The 18268-nt window shown below is 60.1% G+C and carries 19 protein-coding genes and 1 tRNA gene; 9 read left to right on the top strand and 11 right to left on the bottom strand.

Going from position 1 to position 18268, the window contains the following annotated elements; all coding sequences use genetic code 11:
- Window positions 1-70: 70 nt before the first annotated feature.
- Window positions 71-802: a phosphatidylcholine synthase gene (pcsA, locus tag LQ231_RS11885; RefSeq protein ID WP_113141353.1), complete on the bottom strand. Its 732-nt coding sequence runs from the start codon at window positions 800-802 to the stop codon at window positions 71-73.
- 216 nt (window positions 803-1018) lie between these two features.
- On the opposite strand from pcsA, the gene LQ231_RS11880 reads away from it, so the two are divergent.
- Complete coding sequence (locus LQ231_RS11880) at window positions 1019-2221, top strand: UbiH/UbiF family hydroxylase (RefSeq protein WP_230171463.1); 1203 nt, start codon at window positions 1019-1021, stop codon at window positions 2219-2221.
- Here LQ231_RS11880 and LQ231_RS11875 read toward each other — a convergent pair.
- Window positions 2198-3160, bottom strand: a complete 963-nt coding sequence (locus LQ231_RS11875; RefSeq protein ID WP_230171462.1) for an AEC family transporter — start codon at window positions 3158-3160, stop codon at window positions 2198-2200. The genes LQ231_RS11880 and LQ231_RS11875 overlap by 24 nt on opposite strands.
- Window positions 3161-3206: 46 nt before the next feature.
- Entirely contained in the window at window positions 3207-3953 is a 747-nt protein-coding gene (locus LQ231_RS11870) for a cytochrome c biogenesis CcdA family protein (RefSeq protein WP_230171461.1), read from the bottom strand.
- Window positions 3954-4154: 201 nt separating this feature from the next.
- Here LQ231_RS11870 and LQ231_RS11865 point away from each other — a divergent pair.
- The 6 genes from LQ231_RS11865 to LQ231_RS11840 all read left to right on the top strand — a co-directional run bounded on the left by LQ231_RS11865 (window position 4155) and on the right by LQ231_RS11840 (window position 8806).
- Window positions 4155-4230, top strand: a tRNA-Lys gene (locus LQ231_RS11865).
- A gap of 178 nt (window positions 4231-4408) precedes the next feature.
- Complete coding sequence (locus LQ231_RS11860) at window positions 4409-4726, top strand: hypothetical protein (protein WP_230171460.1); 318 nt, start codon at window positions 4409-4411, stop codon at window positions 4724-4726.
- A gap of 182 nt (window positions 4727-4908) precedes the next feature.
- Window positions 4909-6192: an efflux RND transporter periplasmic adaptor subunit gene (locus LQ231_RS11855; protein ID WP_230171459.1), complete on the top strand. Its 1284-nt coding sequence runs from the start codon at window positions 4909-4911 to the stop codon at window positions 6190-6192.
- Between the two features lie 10 nt (window positions 6193-6202).
- Window positions 6203-6919 (top strand): ABC transporter ATP-binding protein, encoded by a 717-nt coding sequence (locus LQ231_RS11850; protein ID WP_113141348.1) that lies wholly within the window; start codon window positions 6203-6205, stop codon window positions 6917-6919.
- The gene (locus tag LQ231_RS11845) at window positions 6909-8114 is read left to right on the top strand and encodes an ABC transporter permease (protein ID WP_113141347.1); all 1206 of its coding nucleotides are present in this window, start codon (window positions 6909-6911) and stop codon (window positions 8112-8114) included. Before LQ231_RS11850 ends, LQ231_RS11845 begins: the two co-directional genes overlap by 11 nt.
- 68 nt (window positions 8115-8182) lie before the next feature.
- Window positions 8183-8806: a GntR family transcriptional regulator gene (locus LQ231_RS11840; RefSeq protein ID WP_230171458.1), complete on the top strand. Its 624-nt coding sequence runs from the start codon at window positions 8183-8185 to the stop codon at window positions 8804-8806.
- Between the two features lie 61 nt (window positions 8807-8867).
- Here the strand turns inward: LQ231_RS11840 and LQ231_RS11835 are convergent, their stop codons facing one another.
- The 5 genes from LQ231_RS11835 to cysG all read right to left on the bottom strand — a co-directional run bounded on the left by LQ231_RS11835 (window position 8868) and on the right by cysG (window position 13822).
- Window positions 8868-9680, bottom strand: coding sequence for a ferredoxin--NADP reductase (locus LQ231_RS11835; RefSeq protein WP_113141345.1), 813 nt, complete (start codon window positions 9678-9680; stop codon window positions 8868-8870).
- Between the two features lie 169 nt (window positions 9681-9849).
- Window positions 9850-10362, bottom strand: coding sequence for a DUF934 domain-containing protein (locus tag LQ231_RS11830; protein WP_230171457.1), 513 nt, complete (start codon window positions 10360-10362; stop codon window positions 9850-9852).
- Window positions 10363-10376: 14 nt separating this feature from the next.
- Window positions 10377-12047: a nitrite/sulfite reductase gene (locus LQ231_RS11825; RefSeq protein WP_230171456.1), complete on the bottom strand. Its 1671-nt coding sequence runs from the start codon at window positions 12045-12047 to the stop codon at window positions 10377-10379.
- 15 nt (window positions 12048-12062) lie between these two features.
- A complete protein-coding gene (locus LQ231_RS11820) occupies window positions 12063-12377 on the bottom strand; it encodes a DUF2849 domain-containing protein (protein ID WP_230171455.1) in 315 nt (104 codons plus the stop codon).
- A gap of 2 nt (window positions 12378-12379) precedes the next feature.
- A complete protein-coding gene (cysG, locus tag LQ231_RS11815; protein ID WP_230171454.1) occupies window positions 12380-13822 on the bottom strand; it encodes a siroheme synthase CysG in 1443 nt (480 codons plus the stop codon).
- A gap of 281 nt (window positions 13823-14103) precedes the next feature.
- Here cysG and LQ231_RS11810 point away from each other — a divergent pair, with 281 nt between their 5' ends.
- Entirely contained in the window at window positions 14104-14691 is a 588-nt protein-coding gene (locus LQ231_RS11810) for a nucleoside deaminase (RefSeq protein ID WP_230171453.1), read from the top strand.
- Between the two features lie 23 nt (window positions 14692-14714).
- Window positions 14715-15548: a nucleoside triphosphate pyrophosphohydrolase gene (gene mazG, locus LQ231_RS11805; protein WP_230171452.1), complete on the top strand. Its 834-nt coding sequence runs from the start codon at window positions 14715-14717 to the stop codon at window positions 15546-15548.
- 90 nt (window positions 15549-15638) lie between these two features.
- Here the strand turns inward: mazG and hflX are convergent, their stop codons facing one another.
- From hflX to LQ231_RS11790, 3 genes are all read right to left on the bottom strand, one after another.
- Window positions 15639-16973 (bottom strand): GTPase HflX, encoded by a 1335-nt coding sequence (gene hflX, locus LQ231_RS11800; protein ID WP_230171451.1) that lies wholly within the window; start codon window positions 16971-16973, stop codon window positions 15639-15641.
- A 67-nt stretch (window positions 16974-17040) separates the two neighbouring features.
- The gene (gene hfq / locus LQ231_RS11795) at window positions 17041-17292 is read right to left on the bottom strand and encodes an RNA chaperone Hfq (RefSeq protein ID WP_007604043.1); all 252 of its coding nucleotides are present in this window, start codon (window positions 17290-17292) and stop codon (window positions 17041-17043) included.
- A gap of 110 nt (window positions 17293-17402) precedes the next feature.
- A complete protein-coding gene (locus LQ231_RS11790) occupies window positions 17403-18266 on the bottom strand; it encodes a D-amino-acid transaminase (RefSeq protein WP_230171450.1) in 864 nt (287 codons plus the stop codon).
- Between the last annotated feature and the right edge of the window lie 2 nt (window positions 18267-18268).

The raw sequence follows: 18268 nt of genomic DNA, 5'->3' as shown, positions 1-18268 counted from the left end.
ACCGGTTTGCCGCGCCGCACAATATATAGGCAGGAGTTTTTTTTGGTTTTGCGCAGGCAAGCTTGCAGCACTAGTCTGCGGTGCGGCCAAGGCTCGGGAAAAACTGCAGGATTCCGCCGATCAGGTACAGATAGAGGCCCGAGATAACCGTGCCAGCAACCACCCAGGACGGGGTATCGAAATGCAGCAGAAGCGCATATCCGCCAAAAGCGCACCAGAGCAGAAACACCGCCATGTTAAGTCCACGCAGGCGCTTGACCCGCACCGGATGAAGAAAATGGATCGGCAGGAAGGTCAGGACGACGGAGACCAGAACGACGACAAACGCTGTCGTCGCACTCGCATCGATGACAAAAAGGGTAAAGACCAACATGTTCCAGACCACGGGAAAGCCCGAGAAGAAATATTCGTCCGTCTTCATGCCCATGTCGGCATAATAGATCGCGCTCGAGACCACGATCAGGCCCGCGGCAACGAAGGACCACGGTTCCCCGATCATGCCGCTCTGATAGAGCGCAAAGGCGGGCAGCAGCACATAGGTGACGTAGTCGATGATATTGTCGAGCGTATCTCCCGACCAGTTGGGCAGCACTTCCTTGACGCGAACCTTGCGGGCGATCGGGCCGTCAATGCCATCGACCAGAAGCGCCAGCCCAAGCCACCAGAACATATCGACGAAGCGATGTTCGGCTGCGGCAACAACACCCAAAAATGCCAGAAAAGATCCGGATGCGGTCAGGATATGGACCGAAAACGCGCGGATTTCCGCATAGGGAACCCGTTTGTAATTGAAGATCTTCATCCCTGCTCCAAGCTATAAGCCGTCCGGTGACCTCGGTATCCGATGAAATCCTGTCATTTGCAACAGAGGAGCGGATGCATGACCGGTTTTACCGCAAAAACAACAAAGGGACCAAGACGGTCGCCAACCGACCCACTGCGCCAAAACGGCCCATGGATTTCGCCGCGCAAGCGCTCTAAATAGCGAGATGCATTTGCCTGATTGGACGCAGATACCATGAAACACTACGACATTGCCGTTATTGGAGCGGGGCCTGCCGGCCAGATCGCGGCCATCGCCATGGCGCGCGGCGGCCGGCGCGTGGCGCTGATCGGGCCTGAGACGGATGGCTCCGACCGGCGCACCACCGCCCTGATGCATCAATCGCTGACGATGATGGAGCGCCTCGGCCTCTGGGATGGGCTGCGCGGCAAGGCGGCCGCGCTGTCGACGATGCAGATCATTGACGGGACCAAGCGCTTGCTGCGCGCGCCGACGGTTGCTTTCCGCAGCGCTGAAATAGACCTTCCGGCTTTCGGGTTCAATATTCCGAATTCCGCACTGGTCGCAGAACTCTCGCGGGCCGTTTCGAGGGAACCGCTGATCGAGCGCCTTTCCGTCGCGGCGGAGGCGATCGAGATCGCCGACGATTCTGTGACCGTTCGCCTGCCGCCGGACGAGATCATCACGGCGGACTTCGTCATCGGCGCTGATGGCCGGAAGTCGAAAACCCGCGGCAGCGCCGGCGTCGGGGTCAAGACCTGGTCCTATCCGCAGACGGCCGTGGTGCTGAATCTTGCCCACACGCTGCCGCACCAGAACACATCGACGGAATTCCACACCGAATCAGGGCCGTTTACACAAGTGCCCCTGCCCGGCCTGCGCTCCAGCCTTGTCTGGGTAGTCACGCCCGCAGAAGCCGAGCGCCTGCTCGCACTTGATACGGCGAGCCTGTCGGGAGAAGTGGAAAGCCGGATGCAGTCGCTGCTCGGCAAGGTCACGGTCGAGGACGGCGCACAAGCCTGGCCATTGTCCGGAATGACGGCCAATCATTATGGTCGTGGTCGTGCCGCCTTTATCGGTGAAGCAGGTCATGCATTCCCGCCAATCGGTGCACAGGGGCTCAATCTCAGCCTTCGTGATATTGCAGCGCTGGAAGACATCCTGATTGACCGCAACGGCGATCAGATCAAGGCCACAGCCGGCGATCGCTTCGACCGCAAGCGGCGCCTCGATATTTCCAGCCGTACCGTCAGCGTCGATCTGTTGAACCGCTCGCTTCTCTCTGGCCTGCTGCCGGTGCAGATGATGCGGGCGGCGGGTCTGCAGGTGCTGGCAAGTTTTGCGCCGCTGCGCAATCTGGTCATGCAGGAAGGGGTCGCACCCGGTCGCGGATTGAAAAGCCTGCCGCAAATGTTACGGGAAAAGATCCGGCGGTAAAACGCCACCCTTGATCGCAAACAGCAGGGCAGAAACGGAAAATACCGAAATCACCGTGGTGATCAGGATCGTTGCGGAGGCGCGCTCCTGCCAGACGCCATATTGCTGGCCGATAACGAAGACATTGGTGGCGGTCGGCAACGAGGCGAGCAGGATCGCCGTATAGAGCCAGAGCGGATCGAAATTGCCGACAAAGCTCAGGACGACATAGACCAGCACCGGGTGCAGGACGAGCTTGATCGGCACGATATAGCCGATCTCGACCGGGATGCGCTTCAGCGGCCGCAACGCCAGCGTCACGCCCATGGCAAACAGCGCACATGGGGCGGCGGCTTGGGCCAGGTAGTCGATCAGCCGTTGTAACGCGATGGGCGGCTCGAAGGCAAAGGCTGCCGCAACAAAGCCGATCAAGGTTGCAATGATGAACGGGTGCGTGACGATCTTGCGCGCCACATCGAGCGCCAGTTGCAAGGGCGGTCTCCTGTCGCCGCCGGCAAAGGCCATCAGCGCCGGGGCCGCGATGAAATGCGCAGCGTTTTCAAAGCAGAAGACCAATGCCACCGGTACGGCGGCCTTCTCGCCGAAAGCGAGAAGTGCCAGACCCGGGCCCATATAGCCGATATTGCCGTAAGAGCCGGCCAGGGCCTGAACGGTGCATTCGGCGATCGTGTTGCCGCGAATATAGCGTCCGATGACAAAGACCAGGACGAAGATCGTATAGGTCGAGGCAAGGGCGGCGGCGATGAAATCGATTCGGGTCAATTGCTCGATCGGCGTGCGCGACACGAGCTTGAAGAACAGCGCCGGCAATGTGACGTAGATCACGAAAAAATTCAGCCAGCCGAGTGCTTCAGCAGGGTGCCCAGCGATCCGGCCGGAAACATAACCGATCAGGATCAGGCCGAAGAACGGCAGCACCAACGCGACGATGTCAGCCATCGGGCGATTCTCCCTTCACCGCGCATCGCATGCGCCTGATCGGGACTTAGCCGATTTGCGAGAGAATTGGAAAGGTCTGCTGGAACCAGATTGCCATGTCGGAAATATAGCCGAAGATGAAGGCAAGGCCGGTCAGCACCAACAAGCCGCCCATGATCTTTTCGACCATGCCGAGATGCCGTCGGAAGCGCCCGAGGAAGCGCATGAAGGCGCCGGAGAAACCGGCGGCGATCCAGAAGGGCACGGCGAGGCCCAGCGAATAGATCGCAAGCAGCAAAGCGCCGTCGCCCACCGTCTGCTTGGAGGCGGCAACGCCGAGAATGGCGCCGAGGACTGGACCGATGCAGGGCGTCCAGCCAAAGGCAAACGCGAGCCCCATAACATAGGCGCCCGACAGCGTTGCCGGCTTACCGCCGCCGGCAAACCGCATTTCCGACGACAGAATGCCAAGCCGGAAGACCCCGAGGAAATTCAGGCCCATGACGATGATGATGGCGCCGCCGATCTTGGCCAGCAGATCGAGATGCTGACGCAAAAGCCCGCCAATCGTCGAGGCACCGGCCCCCAGTGCGATGAAAACCGTGGCAAAACCGAGCGTAAAGACCAGCGATGTCAGAAAAACCGTGCGACGGGCTGCGGCGTTCTGCGTCTCTTCACCCGCGCGGAACTGGTCGACCGAAATTCCCGCCATGTAGCAGAGATAAGGCGGAACGAGAGGCAGAACGCAAGGCGAGAGGAAGGACAGGGCACCCGCCAGAAGCGCGCTGACGAACGAAATATCGGCGATCGACACACACGGCTCCACATTGAACGAGATCGGCAAACGAATTGGCGCTCTTCCTATCCGGCCGCATGGTCGCTTGCCAATCACCTTTGCGTTCGTTGCGACAAAAGGACTTTTTCCTTGCGCAGAACGCATTTTACCGGTTGACCGGATGGGGTCGCCTGCCTATGTTCCGCGCACTTCCAAAGGCGGGGCCAAAACCCCGGGTGGGAGAGCGTAGCTCAGCCGGTAGAGCAACTGACTTTTAATCAGTAGGTCCAGGGTTCGAATCCCTGCGCTCTCACCATAAAATCAATAGCTTATGTTGATTAATCTTGGTGAAGGCCATTGACCGATGACGCTGGCATGTCCCAAGGCGGCCCCGATCATCAACACTGGACCCGAGTACGGGTTGCGTGTACGTCGGTCGTGACACTTTTTTCCGGAACTCCCAGGCTGCCCTTTTAATCCGGTATTCTATCGCCATGGCTCAAATCCGCTCGCCTAAAACGCAGACATCCGATCCCGAGCACCCGATCGAGTGCCAGGAAGCGATGGAGGACGCGTTTCTGGAGCTGGTCAATCGCGGTGTGAAGGCAGGCTGGGGTGTCGAACAGGTGATCTCTGCGGTGATCGAGCTTGCCGATACGCAAATGGTGCTGCGTCAGGAAGATGCCCGGGTCGAGGGCACGTTGCGACGCATGCGCAAGGACCCGACGCTCGCGGAAATCGGCGTGATCGCCTTTTTCGGCATTGTCGGCATAGCGCTCATGGCGACATTCCTCCTGCGTCTGTTCGTTTGAACACAATCGTGCTGGACAATCCGCGACCGGTCGATCCTTACCAAATATTCACTGGGGTTTTGTGGTTTTCCATGGAAAGACCGCAAACATAGGCGGCGGCCACTCCCGGCATTTGATTCCGATCAAGACAGAAACTGCGGGAGGCGGCATCCTCTGTGCAACAACATGACAATGGTGCCTTCGTGACGATCGATACAGACAGCAATTCGCAAGACGCAACCCAGGCTCGCGACGAACTCAGGGCACTGATCGGCGCCCCGCGCGGCAACAGACCGCGTTGGGCTTTGCGGATCGCCCTGCTGGTGCTGGCTGTTGGTGCTGCCTACGGCATCTTCACGCTGACAACACGCACGCCGTCCTATACCTATGCGACGGCCGAAGTGAAGAAGGGCGAGCTCACCGTGATGGTCACGGCCACGGGATCCGTCGAACCAACCGTGCAGGTCGATGTGTCGAGCGAGCAGTCCGGCACCGTTCGCGAAGTGCTTGTCGCCGAAAATACGCAGGTCAAAAAGGGCGAAGTGCTCGCGCGTCTCGACACCGCCAAGCTGACCGCGGAACTCAAGGGTTCAGAAGCAGCATTGGCGGCGGCGAAGGCCAGCGTTTCAAAGGCCGAAGCCGACCGCCTGTCTGCCAAGGCAAGTTACGACCGGCTGAAGGCGCTGGTATCCAGCCGCGTATCCAGCCAGCAGGACCTCGATTCGGCCGCGTTCAACTATGAAGCGTCTGTGGCGACCAAAGCGAGTGCCGAGGCCAATGTTCTGGCTGCCGAAGCCACGCTTGAACAGTCGAAACTTTCGCTGAGCAAGGCGACCATCGTCTCGCCGATCGACGGCATCGTGCTGGCGCGCGATGTCGATCCCGGCGCGACCGTCGCCGCCTCGCTGGAAGCCCCGACACTCTTTACATTGGCCGGCGATCTCCGCGAGATGGAACTGCAGGTTTCGATCGACGAAGCGGACGTCGGGCAGGTTGCTGTCGGTCAGACGGCCACCTTCACCGTCGATGCCTTTCCCGACAAGCGGTTCCCGGCGGAAATCACCTCGGTCCGCTACGCTTCGGAGACCGTCAACGATGTCGTGACCTACAAGGGCATCCTGTCGGTGCGCAATGACGACATGGTGCTGCGCCAGGGCATGACGGCAACCGCGGATATCGTGACGCAGTCGATTGCGGGCGCGCTGCTGATTCCCAATGCAGCGCTGCGCTATTCGCCGCCTGTCACCACCACCAGCGGAGGCGGTGGCAGGGGAATTTTCAGCCTGTTCCGGCCACCGCGCATGGGCTCGCTGACCACGCCCCAGCCGACAGGCAGCGAACGCACGGTCTGGGTGCTGCGCAATGGCGTGCCTGCCGCGGTCAATGTCGAGATCGGTGCCAGTGATGGCCAGAACACCGTCCTGGTGAAGGGCGATATTGCCGAAGGCGATCCGCTGGTGACCGACTCCACCGAAAAGAAGAGCTGAGGACGCCCACATGGCCCCTGCCCCTCTGATCCAGTTTCGCCAGATTTCCAAACTCTATGGGCGCGGCGAAGCCACCATTCGTGCCTTGGACTGCATCGACCTGACGATCGAGGCGCATGAATTCGTCGCCATTATGGGACCATCGGGATCGGGCAAGTCCACGGCGATGAACATCCTCGGCTTCCTCGATGTGCCAAGCTCGGGACAGTATCTGTTCCAGGGCCTGGAAACGACCGGGTTCGACCGATCACAATATACGCTGCTGCGCCGCCACATGCTTGGATTCGTCTTCCAGGGGTTCAACCTTCTGGCGCGCACCTCGGCGGTGGAAAATGTCGAACTGCCGTTGATCTATCGCGGCATGGATGCGCGCCAAAGGCGCAGCCAGGCACTCGAGGCCTTGGCCCAGGTCGGTCTTGCCGGACGCGAAAACCACACGACACAGGAGCTTTCCGGCGGCCAGCAGCAGCGCGTTGCGATTGCCCGCGCCATCGTCACCAAGCCGGCAATCCTTTTGGCGGACGAACCAACGGGCAATCTCGACACGAAGACCAGCCGCGAAATCATGGACCTGATCACATCGTTGAACCGGGATCGCGGGATTACCGTGATCATGGTGACCCATGAAGACGACATAGCGGCCTATGCCAAGCGCACCTTACGCTTCATCGACGGGCGACTTCAATCCGACAGCAAATCGACGGAGGCGGCGGCTGATGTTTACTGAAACGATCAAACTTGCGCTTCGGGCAATTACCCGCAACCTGCTGCGCTCGTTCCTGACCGTGCTCGGCGTCGTGATTGGCGTTGCGGCGGTCATCGCCATGGTAACGATCGGCAATGGTACGACCGCACAGGTGACGTCGGAGATCTCCAAACTCGGGACCAATCTGCTGTTTGTCCGCCCCGGGCAGTTCGGTCCCGGCCGCGCCAGCGCCGATGCGAAGAAATTCTCGGAACGGGATGTCGAAGCCATCCGAGACCAGGTTGGTGGATTGCGAGCGGTCGCCGGCGTCAATCAATCCAGCCAGACGGTCATCTTCGGCGGGGAGAGCCGCGCGACGACGATCATCGGCACCGTCGGCGACTATCTCGTCGCACAAGACTGGGCCCTGGCCAGCGGCCGTACCTTTCTCGCCTCCGAGGAACGCGGCGGACAGGCGGTCTGCCTGATCGGCGAAACCGTGCGTTCCAAGCTGTTCGGATCGACACCCGCACTTGAACAGACGATCCGAGTCGATAACGTCGCCTGCGAAATCATCGGTACACTGGCGAAAAAGGGCCAGAGCGGCATGGGCAGCGACCAGGACGACGTTGTGATGATGCCGCTCAAGGTCTTCCAGCGGCGGATCGGTGGATCGCAGGACGTTTCCAGCATCATGTTGTCGGCTGAGGACGGCGTCTCGACCTCCAAGGTCCAGGCCAATGTCGAACTGTTGCTGCGGGAACGTCGCAAGATCGTTGCCGGACGCGACGACGACTTCAGCGTCAACGACATGACCCAGATGGCCGCAACGCTCACCGGCACCACCACCCTGATGACCGGCCTGCTGGGGGCGGTGGCGGCCGTCTCGCTCCTGGTCGGCGGCATCGGCATCATGAACATCATGCTGGTATCTGTCACGGAACGAACCCGGGAGATCGGCATCCGTCTGGCGATCGGCGCTGTGGAAAGCCAGGTTCTGATGCAATTTCTCGTCGAGGCGGTGACACTGTCGGTGTTTGGCGGTGTCGTTGGTATCGCGCTTGGGCTCACGATCGCCTACACGGCCGTTTCCCTGATGTCGGTACCCTTTGTTGTCAGCCCGTCGATCGTGCTGCTTGCCTTCGCTTTTTCGGCGATTATCGGCATGGTCTTCGGCTATTTTCCGGCACGGCGTGCGGCGCAATTGAACCCGATCGAGGCGCTGCGCCATGAATAGCGGCGAGTTGGCTCGGCTTGCCATACCATCTGCTGCGTGCAACATTCTAGTATATCAGTGGAGCGCGCATGCCGAACAAAAGCCCCTCGCAAAGCCACCTTGCCTATCTTGAACTTGAACGACAGATCGTCATGTTGACGCTCAAGCCCGGTGCAACGGTCAGCGAAAGGGAACTAATCGAGGCTTCCGGTTTCGGGCGAACGCCGGTGAGAGAGGCAATTCAAAAGCTTGAATGGCAGGGGCTGACGGTGGTTCGTCCACGCGTCGGGCTGCAGATATCCGAAATCAAGCCTTACGACCATCGCTCGATCATGGCAGTGCGTGTTCGTCTCGAACCCTATGCCGTCCGGCTTGCTGCCGAAGCGGCCAGCGCCGAGATCAAGGCCGAGCTCGCGGGCTGTGCCGCCAAAATGACAGATGCGGCAGCATCCGGCGATTTCGATGGCTTCCTCAGAGCGGACAAGGCTTTCGACGTCCTGATCGAAACAGCCTGCCCGAACTGCTTCCTGACTACGGCACTGGCACCGCTTCAGACCCATTCGAGGCGCCTGTGGTACAGCACGGCGACGTTGGACAAGATGGAGCGGTCCGTGGCGCTGCATGTCGCGGTCATCGACGCAATCCAACAGGACAAAAGCGTCGAGGCTGAACGCGCGACGGCGAACCTGATTGGTTATCTCAGCGAACACTGACCCTTGTATGCAAAACGCCCGGACAAGCCGGGCGTTTCATGCGGTCGATACGGTAAAAATCTCAGCCGACGAAGGCGCGCTCGATGACGAATTCGGCGGGTTTGTTGTTGGCGCCTTCGGTCAAACCTGCCTTTTCAAGGATCGCCTTGGTATCCTTCAGCATCGCGGTTGAACCGCAGATCATGCCGCGGTCGATTGCCGGATCAAGCGCCGGCACACCGAGGTCGGCAAACATCTTGCCGCTTTCCATCAGGTCGGTGATGCGGCCCATGAACGGATAATTCTCGCGGGTCACTGTGGCATAGTGCTTCAGTTTGTCGCCAACAACTTCCGCAAGGAACTCATGGTTCCTGATTTCCTCGACCAGATCGAAGCCGTATTTCAGTTCGGCGATGTCACGGCAGGTGTGGGTGAGGATGACTTCCTCAAACTTCTCATAGGTTTCCGGATCACGGATCAGGCTGGCGAAAGGCGCAATGCCCGTGCCGGTGGAAAACATGTACAGCCGCTTGCCGGGGGTCAACGCATCCAGCACCAGGGTGCCGGTGGACTTCTTCCGCATCAGGACCTTGTCACCCGGCTGAATCCGCTGCAGGTGCTGGGTCAGTGGACCTTCCTGAACCTTGATCGAAAAGAATTCGAGTTCTTCGTCCCAGGATGGGCTGGCAATCGAATAGGCACGGTAGATCGGCTTGCCTTCGACCATCAGTCCGATCATGGCGAATTCGCCCGAGCGGAAGCGGAAGCCTGCCGGACGGGTCATGCGGAAGCGGAACAGATGGTCGGTGTAATGCGTCACGCTCAGGACCGTTTCGGCGTAGACGCCGTCGGGCACGATCATTTCGGCATTGTCGGTCTTCACAAGAGCATTCATAGGCTGTCGGTCCTATCGTTCGGTCGCGTGGGGCAGCCTATAAAGCAGACTTCGCCATGCCACAATTCAGCCGGCATGCAGTTTTTGCAGCCAAGGGATGCCTGAAAGCAAAGGCAGCGTCCTTGACCCCGGTCAAAGCGCCGCCGTCACATAGGCTGTTTATTCTGTTTCAAGCGCCGGTCGAGCCGATCCGACGCCAGCTAAAGCCGGCAGCCGTCTTGGAAGACCGCGCCGTTGGCTGATATTGCTGGGCAACGCCCATCAGACAGTGTTCGTCCAGCCGTTTCAGCGCGGTTTCGTTGGTGACGGCAAAACTGTCGAAACCGGTGCGCAGCATCAAGGGGACCTGGTCGATCAACACATCGCCGACGGCACGCAATTCGCCCTGATAATCAAGGCGTTCGCGCAGCAATGCGGCATGGCTGAAACCACGACCATCACTGAACGCCGGGAAGGCAATGGCAATCAGGGCGATACGGTCGAGATAAGGTTCAAGCTTGCGCACATCATCGGCCGGCGCGACCAGAACACCGAAGCCACCCTCATTTGTCTCGGCCGCCGATGCAAGAAAGGCGTCGAGTGCATAGATCGGCGTTTCGCCCTCGCCGGCCTTCACCTCGTCGGTTTCGATGACCCAGCCATCCTTGGCGACGAAACCGGTTTCTTTCCAAATCTTGGTCATAGTTTCAGTCATCCTTACGCGGCTTCCGCCGTCGCACCGTAGAGGGCATCCTTGAACGGCTTGGGGCCGACGCGACGATAGGCCAGAAGGAAGGTTTCCTTCGGATCAAGCCGCAGGCCGAGATAGGTGTCGACGATGGTCTCGATGGCGTCAGTGACCTTTTCCGGCTCGAAGCCACGGCCGATGATTTCGCCGATCGACGAATTCTCGTCCCCCGAGCCGCCAAGCGTAATCTGATAGAGCTCGGCGCCCTTCTTCTCGACCCCCAGCAGGCCGATATGGCCGACATGGTGGTGACCGCAGGCGTTGATGCAGCCGGAAATCTTGATCTTCAGTTCGCCGATTTCAGCCTGGCGGGCCTGCGAGCCGAAGCGCAGGGAAATTTCCTGGGCCACCGGGATCGACCGAGCATTGGCCAAAGCGCAGTAGTCCAGGCCCGGACAGGCAATCATGTCGGTGATCAAGCCGGCGTTGGCGGTGGCCAGACCTGACTTTTCCAGCGCCTGATAGACCGCGTAGAGATCGCCCATGGCGACATGCGGCAGGATCAGGTTCTGCTCATGGCTGACACGGATCTCGTCAAAGGCATAACGTTCGGCGATATCGGCGACCAGATCCATCTGGGCATCCGATGCATCTCCCGGCGTGCCGCCGATCGGCTTCAGCGAGATGGTGACCATGCCGTAATCGGGATGAGTGTGCGGCTGGACATTCTGGCCAACCCACACAGCAAAGGCTGCGTCAGCCTTCTTGGCGCGGGCGAGAGCCTCCCAGCCTTCGGCACGATCGGCGAGAGCCGGTGGTGCGAAATAGGCTTCGATCGACCGGATATCGGCTTCCGGCAGCTTCAGTTCGCTGTCGCGGATCTGGTCGAACTCGGCCTCGACCTGGCGCGTCAGTTCCTCGGCGCCGGTTTCATGCACGAGAATCTTGATGCGGGCCTTGTACTTGTTGTCGCGGCGGCCATTGAGGTTGTAGACGCGGACAATCGCCGTGACATAGGTCAGCAGATCGGCTTCCGGCAGGAAGTCGCGGATCTTCTTGGCGATCAGCGGCGTGCGGCCCTGGCCGCCACCGACATAGACGGCAAAGCCGAGTTCGCCCGCTTCGTTCTTCTTCAGGTGCAGGCCGATGTCATGCACCTGGATGGCCGCGCGGTCGCTTGGGGCGCCGGTGACGGCGATCTTGAACTTGCGTGGCAGGAAGGAGAATTCCGGATGCAGCGACGACCACTGGCGCAGGATTTCAGCGTAGGGGCGCGGATCGGCGACCTCGTCGGCGGCAGCACCGGCGAAATGGTCGGCCGTGACGTTGCGAATGCAGTTGCCCGATGTCTGGATGGCGTGCATTTCGACGCTTGCCAACTCGCTCAGGATATCCGGCGTGTCGGACAGCTTCGGCCAGTTATACTGGATGTTCTGGCGGGTGGTGAAATGTCCGTAGCCGCGGTCATATTTGCGGGCGACATGGGCGAGCATGCGCATCTGCCTGGAGTTCAGCGTGCCATAGGGAATGGCGACGCGCAGCATGTAGGCGTGCAGTTGCAGATAGACGCCGTTCATCAGCCGAAGCGGCTTGAAGGCGTCCTCGGCCAGTTCCCCCGTCAGGCGGCGGTTCACCTGGTCGCGAAACTGCTCTACGCGCGCCGAAACGAAAGCGTGGTCGAATTCATCGTAACGATACATGTCTTACCTCAGGCCTCAGGCGGCAATGAATGCGGGGTCGGCATAACCATGACCCTCGGCATAAGCAATGGTGGGACCCTCGGCGCGGATGCGTTCACGAAGGCGCAGCGGGCGGAGAAGACCGCCTTTTTCCTCGATATCGATGACATTGACGTCGACAACGATGTTGCTGGCGAAAGCCTGCTTGCCGGCCACTTCCAGTGCATCTACAGCTTCCGTGTGGCGTGCGACAAAAGCATCCTGCAGACGCTCGGTCCACTGGCCGCTGGCATCAAGCCAGACAGCGATCCCGTCGGTCAGCCGGTTGGCGGTCAAGACTTTGTCAGCCATGGTTAGTTCCTCGCGCTTTCAAGTTCAGCCGACTGGCGCGCTCCGAGCGGTTCGGAACGACTAAAGTCGGCGCCGGCAACAGCGTCGCCGATGATTACCATTACCGGCCCAGTCAGCTCCGTGCGAGCTTCCAGTCCGGGCAATTCCTTCAAGGTGCCGTGCAGCCGCCGACTATCACGACGGCCAGCATTCTCGACGACCGCGACCGTCGTATCCTCTGCGAGGCCTGCGGCCATCAACCGTTCTGCGACGGAGGCCGCGACCGTCCGGCCCATATAGACGGCAACCGTCGTGCCCGACAGCGCCAGACGCGCCCAATCCGGCAGAATCTCGCCGGTGAGATCATGACCGGTGGTGAAGACCAGCGAGGATGATACGCCACGCAGGGTCAGCGGCAGCTCAAAATCAGCGGCCGCGGCGAATGCAGAGGTGACACCCGGGACAATTTCATAAGGAATTCCAGCATGGCGCAGAGCAGCCATTTCTTCCCCCGCCCGGCCAAAGATCAGCGGATCACCGGATTTCAGGCGCACAACGCGCTTTCCCTCGCGACCGAGTTCGACGAGCAGATCGTTGATTTCGCCCTGCGACTTGGAATGACAGCCCTTGCGCTTGCCGACAGGGATACGGTCGGCATCACGCCGGCCCATATCGACCACTTCGCGCGGCACCAGGGCGTCATAGACGATCACATCGCATTCCATCATCAAGCGGTGCGCACGCAGCGTCAGCAGATCCTCGGCACCCGGACCGGCGCCGACCAGGAACACGCGCCCCTCGACCTTGGACGCAGCCGTGTCGCGCAACAGCCGCGTTGCCTGGCGTCGGGCATGGCTCAACTCACCCGCCTCGACGGCGTCGGCGACCTTGCCCTTGAAGAAATCGCGCCAGAAAAGACGGCGCGGAGCGCCACGGGGCACCAGTCGATCAACCGCACCGCGGTAGGCGTTGGCAAGACGGCCCAATTTGCCCAGCGAACGGGGCAGCAGCCTGTCGATATCGGCACGGATCATCTGTGCGAGCACGGGACCAACGCCTTCCGTACCGATCGCGACCGCGATCGGGGCGCGATTGACCAGAGCGGGTGTGTAGAAATCGCAAAAATCCGGCTGATCGACGGCATTGGCCGGGATGCGCGCATCGCGCGCGGCCGCAACGATATCGCGGTCGAGCGCTGCATTGCCGGTGGCAGCAAAGACCAGCCTTGCGCCGTCAACCTGATCAGCCGCGAAAGGTCCAGCGATCTGGGCAATGTCATGCTGGGCGAGAAAGGCCGCATAATCGGCTTCCGGCGCGGTCGTATAGGCTACGATCCGGGCTTTCGTGTTCTTCAGCAAACGCGCCTTGGCATAGGCTTCCGCGCCGTCGCCGAAAACGGCGGCGACCGCATTCTCGACCTTGAAGAAGGCCGGAAAAACCGAAAGCTGTGAATCGTTCTCTGCCATGGTCAACCCAATTCCAGTGGGCTGCACTATCACCTTTTGCGACCAGCATTTGAAGAAAGATAAATCCGTTCCCCGCAGCCCGCGGATATTTCTTTACTAGGCTTTTCGCCATTGCGAGCAAAACTCACCAGAAGCGGTGTCAACCACAATTTCCATGGACAATCGTCGATACCCGATTACAGAAAACTGGAGACGAACAATGATTTTGCTTTCGGCGTCGCCGTTTGGGTCGATATGATTGCCGATATGATTGCAGGGCAAGATAGACCGGGGGCACGACTTTGACGACATTCGCCATCACCAAACGCCTTCTCGATGTGATCGAGAATGACATCCTGCCGCTGACGGACAAAGGCGTTGCCTTGGGCAACAAGGTGTTTGGCGCTGCGGTCCTGCGCAAATCCGATCTGTCGCTGGTCATCGCCGAGACGAACAACGAGTTGGAGAACCCGCTCTGGCACGGCGAGGTTCATGCGCTCAAGCGTTTCTACGAGTTGGGCGAGCGGCCCAACACCAAGGATCTGATTTTTCTCTCGACGCACGAACCCTGCACCATGTGCATGTCGGCTATCACCTGGGCCGGGTTCGACAATTTCTATTACTTCTTCAGCCATGAAGACAGCCGCGATGCGTTTGCGATTCCGCACGACCTGAAGATCCTCAAGGAGGTGTTCGGGTTGGAGCCTGGCGGCTACCGCCGGCAGAACGCCTTCTGGCTCAGCCATGCAATGATCGAGATGGTGGCGTCCGCAGACGATTCCGAGCGCCCGGCGCTGTTCGAGCAGGTGAGCCGGATACGCGCCGCCTATGACCGGCTGTCTGGCACCTATCAGGCCACCAAGGGCGACAACGAAATTCCGCTCAACTGAGCCAGCGAGACACAGAACAGATCATGGAAGCTTCGACCGACATAACCCGCCTGCTCGACATCATGGCGGCACTGCGCAATCCCGAGACCGGCTGCCCCTGGGACATCGTCCAGACCTTCGAAACGATCAAACCCTATACGATCGAGGAGGCCTATGAAGTGGCCGACGCGATCGAACGCAATGATCCGGACGATCTATGCGACGAACTCGGCGATCTGCTGCTGCAGGTGGTGTTCCATGCCCGGATTGCCGAAGAGGCGGGACTGTTCAACTTCGGCGCCGTGGTCACCGCGATCACCACCAAGATGATCCGGCGGCATCCGCATGTGTTTGCCCGTTCCGATGCCGACACGCCGGAAACCGTGAAGCTGCAATGGGATGCGATCAAGCGGCAAGAGAAACTGGAGCGCGCCGAACGGCGGGCCAAGAACGGCGGCAGCGACGATTTCAAGCAAGGCCATCTCGGCGGTGTGCAGCGAAGCTTTCCGGCATTGACCGAAGCACTGAAGCTGCAGGAACAGGCGGCCAAAGTGGGATTCGACTGGTCCGAGGCCGAACCTATCCTCGACAAGATCGAAGAGGAAATCGGCGAATTGCGCGAAGCGCTCAAGGCCGGCCAGCAGGACAGGATCTCGGACGAGCTTGGCGACCTGATCTTCGCGCTGGTCAATATCGGCCGGCATGTCGGCGCGGAGCCGGAGCAGGCTCTGCGTGGAACGAATTCAAAATTTCGCCGCCGCTTCAATCATATAGAAACAGAACTTCATGCAAATGGTGAAGATCTGAAGGCGGCAACGCTGGAGCGGATGGAAGAACTCTGGCAAGCGGCAAAACAGATCGAGCGCCGGCTCTCTTGAGGGCGAAGCCCTTGGCGTGTTGGCTACGGCCGAGATCGCAGGCTCGGCTCTGGCTTTGTCCCCAGGGGCAAAGGCAGAGGACCGGAAGCGCTACCGCTCCCAGTCTTCCTTGTCCGGCTTCTGGCCGCTTCCCAGCTTGCGCTCCATCTCGTCGGCCTGCCGTTCGGTCAGGCGCACGTCTAGGCTGACGGAACCGTCCTCATGGTCCTCGCGGCCGGTGACCACGGCATTTTCATAGGCCCAGGAGATCAGAGCGTGTTTGTCGGCGGGAATAGTGATCGTTGCTTCCGTCAGGACGCCCGAGAGACGTTCCGATATCACGTCCAGCAGCTTGTCGACACCTTCGCCGGTGATCGCCGAGACGGACATGACATTCTCACGGCCTTCGGCCTTCTGCATGATGGCGTCATGGGTTTCCGGATCGAGCCGGTCGATCTTGTTCCAGATTTCGATGATGCGCTCGGAGCGCTCCTTTTCGTCGATGCCGAGATCGTCGAGAATGCGCAGCACGTCGGCCGACTGGGCGCCGTTGTCCGGGTCGGCCATGTCGCGCACATGCAGGATCAGATCGGCTTCCAGTACCTCTTCCAGCGTCGCACGGAAGGCGGCGACAAGATGGGTCGGCAGATTGGAAATGAAGCCGACGGTGTCGGAGAGAATGACCGTGCGGCCATGCGGCAGCTTCATCCGGCGCAGGGTCGGATCAAGCGTGGCAAACAGCATGTCTTCGGCAAGCACGCCCGCGCCGGTGATGCGATTGAACAAGGTCGACTTGCCGGCATTGGTATAGCCGACCAGCGCCACGATCGGATGTGGCACCTTGCGGCGCTTGGCCCGGTGAAGCTGACGGGTGCGCACGACCTGTTCCAGCTCCTTCTCGAGCTTGACGATGCGGTCCTGCAGCATGCGTCGGTCGGCTTCGATCTGGGTTTCACCCGGCCCCCCCATGAAGCCCGCACCACCGCGCTGGCGTTCCAAGTGGGTCCAGCTGCGAACCAGGCGGCCCTTCTGGTAGTTCAGATGTGCAAGTTCGACCTGCAGCGTGCCTTCCTTGGTGGAGGCACGGCGGCCGAAGATTTCGAGAATGAGACCCGTGCGGTCGATGACCTTGGCGTTCCATTCCTTTTCGAGATTGCGCTGCTGGACCGGTGTCAGCGGATGATCGACGATGACCAGACCGGCATCACGCTCGTCGAGCATGGCGGTGACTTCTTCGATCTTGCCGGAGCCAAGCAACGTTGCCGGGCGGGGCTGATTGACCGGAATGATCATACCGGCGGCAATCGTCAGGTCGATGGCGCGTGCAAGGCCCATCGCCTCTTCGAGGCGGGCCTCGTTCGAACGACTGGGAGCGGGTGGCGCGCCTTCCGGCAGGACCGGCTGGCGGCCCTGCTTCAGGACAGGCACGAGCACAACCGCCCGCATGTCATCCCGACGCTTTTCGCCTTCCGGGATGATCGATTCGTTCTTGGTGTCGCGGTTTGTGATGATCTCAGTCCTGTCCGGAAGCGTTGTCTTCGCTCTCGAACATCTGCATCGGCTGGCCCGGCATGATGGTCGAGATGGCGTGTTTGTAGACGAGCTGGGAATGCCCGTCGCGACGCAGGAGAACGCAGAAATTGTCGAAGGATGTCACAACACCTGTCAGCTTCACGCCGTTGATCAGGAAGATGGTCAGCGAGATTTTCTGCTTACGGACTGTGTTGAGGAAAAGATCCTGCAGGTTCTGAGAACGTTCCGCCATGGCGCCGCTTCTTTCTTTCTTGCCGGCCTTTTGGCCGGTGTGATTATTGTTGTCGCTGGTCAGGTCGCGGGAAATGGCCCCCCTCGCCCCTTCACCAGCAAAACTTGGTATCAAATCGCTGTCTTCTCCGCAACGTCGAAAAAAGCGGATCGGATCTTGTCGGAAACCGATCCCGGATGACCGTTTCCGATCGTTTGACCATCGATTTCGACGATCGGGAAACAAATGCTGGTTGCCGCCGTGATGAAGACCTCACGTGCCGTCAGCAATTCCTCGCGGGAAAATTCACGCTCTGCAACCTCGATGCCCAGGAGAGCGGTTACATCCATCAGCCCGGTACGGGTAATGCCACGCAGAATTCCGTGTTCGGCGGGCCTGGTGACCAGGACGCCATCTGCGTCCACCATCCAGACATTGGTGGCGGCGCCTTCGGTCACCATGCCGCGCGCATCGATATAGATCGCCTCCTGAGCGCCGGCCTCCTTGGCTGCCTGCCGCGCCATGACATTGGGAAGCAAGCCGACAGTCTTGATATCGACGCGGTCCCAGCGATTGTCCGGCAGGGTGATGGCCTTCAGACCCTTTTCGTTCTTGGCAGCAATCACGCCTGGATCGGTAATCTTGGCGGTGATGACCAGCGAAGGCGTGGTATCCGCCGAAGGGAAGACATGATCGCGGCGGGCGATGCCACGGGTGACTTGCAGATAGAACAAGCCGTTATTCACCCGGTTGCGGCGGGCGACCTCACGAATGATCTGGGTCAGGGCCCTGCGGCTCATCGGGCTTTTCATCCGGAGTTCGCCCAGGGACCGATCAAGCCGATCCAGATGCCGGGTCAGGTCGACGATCATTCCATGGCGGATCTCGCAGACTTCGTAGACGCCGTCGGCGAACTGATAGCCACGATCCTCGATATGAACGGCGGCATCGTCATGCGCCACATAGCGACCATTCACATAAGCAATTCTCGGCATGG

The organism is Rhizobium sp. CECT 9324 (assembly GCF_918741265.1).
Classification (GTDB): domain Bacteria; phylum Pseudomonadota; class Alphaproteobacteria; order Rhizobiales; family Rhizobiaceae; genus Allorhizobium.
Note: the sequence above shows the minus strand (reverse complement) of the source record. Positions and strands in the feature narration are given on the sequence as shown.